Source organism: Cellulomonas bogoriensis 69B4 = DSM 16987, assembly GCF_000767165.1.
GTDB classification, from domain to species: Bacteria; Actinomycetota; Actinomycetes; order Actinomycetales; family Cellulomonadaceae; genus Actinotalea; species Actinotalea bogoriensis.
Genome location: NZ_AXCZ01000242.1, coordinates 1 through 2,998 on the forward strand (window position 1 = coordinate 1; position 2,998 = coordinate 2,998).

The following is a 2,998-nucleotide window of genomic DNA, read 5'->3' on the forward strand; positions in this document are numbered from 1 at the left end:
GCTTCGACCTCACCGCGACGCTCACCCCGCGTTGAGGGGCTGAGCGCTCGTAGACTCACTGACGGCCCGTCGCCCCACGGTGGCGCGGGCCGTCAGTGCTGCCCTCTGCCCGAGAACGGGACCCATGAACCTCACCGGTGTGCTGCCCGCCCTCCTCGCCGACCCCGCCGCCGCGCGCCTCGCCGGGCTCGCACGGCTGGCGCCGCCCGCCCGCGAACCCGTCGTCGACGCCGTCCTGCCCGCAGGTGCTCGTGCACCACTGGTCGCGGCCGTCCTGGAGTCCGTCGAGGCCGGCACCCGGGAGGGGCGGCCGGACGGGTGCGTGGTGGCGGTGACGGCCACGGGCCGTGAGGCGGACGACCTCGCTGCTGCGCTGCGCTGCTACCTGCAGCCGGACGACGTCGCGGTGCTGCCCGCGTGGGAGACCCTCCCGCACGAGCGGTTGTCACCCCGCAGCGACACCGTGGCCCGACGCCTGGCGGTGTTCCGCCGCCTGGCCCACCCCGAGCAGGGCAGCGGCCAGGCCGGGCCGGTGCGCGTGCTGGTCGTCCCGGTGCGGGCGCTGCTCCAGCCGGTGGTCGCAGGTCTGGGCGAGCTGGAACCGGTGTCCCTGCAGGCCGGCGGGCAGGCGGACCTGGGCGACGTGGCCGAGCGTCTGGTCGCAGCGGCGTACACCCGAGTCGACATGGTCGAGCGGCGCGGGGAGTTCGCGGTCCGTGGTGGCATCCTCGACGTGTTCCCGCCCACGGACGACCACCCGGTGCGTGTGGAGCTTTGGGGCGACCAGGTCGAGGAGATCCGCTGGTTCTCCGTCGCCGACCAGCGCAGCCTGGAGGTCGCCGAGCAGGGGTTGTGGGCCCCGCCGTGCCGGGAGATCCTCCTGACCGACGACGTGCGGCGTCGGGCCGCCGAGCTGGTGCCCCAGCTGCCGGGCGCCACGGAGATGCTGGACAGGCTCGCGGCCGGGATCGCGGTCGAGGGGATGGAGTCCTTGGCCCCGGTGCTGGTCGACCGGATGGTCCCGGTCCTGGACCTGGTTCCCGATGGTGGCCTGCTGGTGGTGGTGGACCCGGAGCGGGTCCGGCGTCGGGCCCATGACCTGCTCGCCACCACAGAGGAGTTCCTCGAGGCCGCGTGGACGGCGGCGGCCGCTGGTGGGAGCACCCCGATCGACCTGCGGGCGGCCTCGTTCATCGAGTACGCCCAGGCCCGGGAGATCGCCCTGGGTCGGGGTCTGGGCTGGTGGACGTTCAGCAGCTTCACCCTCGATGCCGGGCTGGGCGCCGGGGCGGACGACGACCCCGGTGCGGAGCCCGCCGCGGAGGCCACGTCGCTGGTGGTCGGTGCGCGGGACGTCCAGGGGTACCGCGGTGACGTCGCGCGGGCGGTCGCCGACGTGCGTGAGCTGCAGCGCGACGGGTGGCGGCTGGTCCTCACCACCGAGGGGCCCGGCCCGGCCCAGCGGATGGTCGAGCAGCTGTCCTCGATGGACGTCCCGGCGCGCCTGGTGCCAGGTGTGCCGGAGGAGCCCGAGGAGGGGGTCGTGCTGGTCACCGCGGCCTCGGGCAAGGGGTTCGTGGCCCCGGACCTGCGGTTGGCGGTGCTGGCCGAGGCCGACCTGACCGGGCGTGCCGGTGCCACGACCAAGGACATGCGGGCGATGCCGTCCCGGCGTCGCAACACCGTGGACCCGCTGGCGCTGCGGCCCGGGGACTTCGTGGTCCACGAGCAGCACGGGGTGGGCCGCTTCGTGGAGCTCGTCCAGCGCACCATCGGCTCGGGTCCCACCGCCGGCACCCGCGAGTACATGGTGATCGAGTACTCCGCCTCGAAGCGGGGTCAGCCGGGGGACCGGTTGTACGTCCCCACCGACCAGCTGGACCAGGTCACCAAGTACACCGGTGGGGAGGCCCCCACCCTCAACAAGATGGGCGGCTCGGACTGGGCCAAGACGAAGGGTCGGGCCCGCAAGGCCGTCAAGGAGATCGCCGGTGAGCTGATCCGCTTGTACTCGGCCCGGATGGCGACGCAGGGCCACGCGTTCGGGCCCGACACCCCCTGGCAGGGTGAGCTGGAGGACGCGTTCGCGCACGTCGAGACCCCGGACCAGCTGGCCACGATCGACGAGGTCAAGGCCGACATGGAGAAGACCGTGCCCATGGACCGCCTGGTGTGCGGTGACGTGGGGTACGGCAAGACCGAGATCGCGGTGCGTGCGGCGTTCAAGGCGGTCCAGGACGGCAAGCAGGTCGCGGTGCTGGTGCCGACGACGCTCCTGGTGCAGCAGCACCTGGACACGTTCTCCGAGAGGTACGCGGCGTTCCCGGTGACGGTCAAGGCGCTGTCCCGGTTCCAGACGGAGTCCGAGTCGCGTGAGGTGGTCGAGGGTCTGGGTGACGGGTCGGTGGACGTGGTGATCGGCACCCACCGGTTGATCACCGGGCAGGTGCGGTTCAAGGACCTGGGTCTGGTGATCGTCGACGAGGAGCAGCGGTTCGGGGTCGAGCACAAGGAGACGCTCAAGCAACTGCGTACCAACGTGGACGTGCTGGCGATGAGCGCGACACCCATCCCGCGCACCCTGGAGATGGCCGTCACGGGCATCCGGGAGATGTCGACGCTGGCCACCCCGCCCGAGGAGCGGCACCCCGTGCTGACGTTCGTGGGGGCGTACGACGAGAAGCAGGTGACGGCCGCGATCCGGCGCGAGCTGCTGCGCGAGGGCCAGGTGTTCTTCGTCCACAACAAGGTCGACTCGATCTCCCGGACGGCGTCCAGGTTGGCCGAGCTGGTGCCCGAGGCCCGTGTCGCGACGGCTCACGGCAAGATGAGCGAGCACGAGCTCGAGCGGGTGATCGTGGACTTCTGGGAGAAGCGGTTCGACGTCCTGGTCTGCACCACCATCGTGGAGACCGGTCTGGACATCTCGAACGCGAACACGCTGATCGTGGACCGGGCCGACCGGCTCGGCCTGTCCCAGCTGCACCAGCTGCGGGGT

General features: G+C 72.2%; 1 protein-coding gene. It reads left to right on the forward strand.

Annotation, left to right across the window (positions count from 1 at the left end; genetic code table 11):
• Window positions 1–124 precede the first annotated feature (124 nt).
• A partial coding sequence (gene mfd, locus N869_RS14010; RefSeq protein WP_035062604.1) for a transcription-repair coupling factor occupies window positions 125–2,998 on the forward strand: 2,874 nt, incomplete at its 3' end.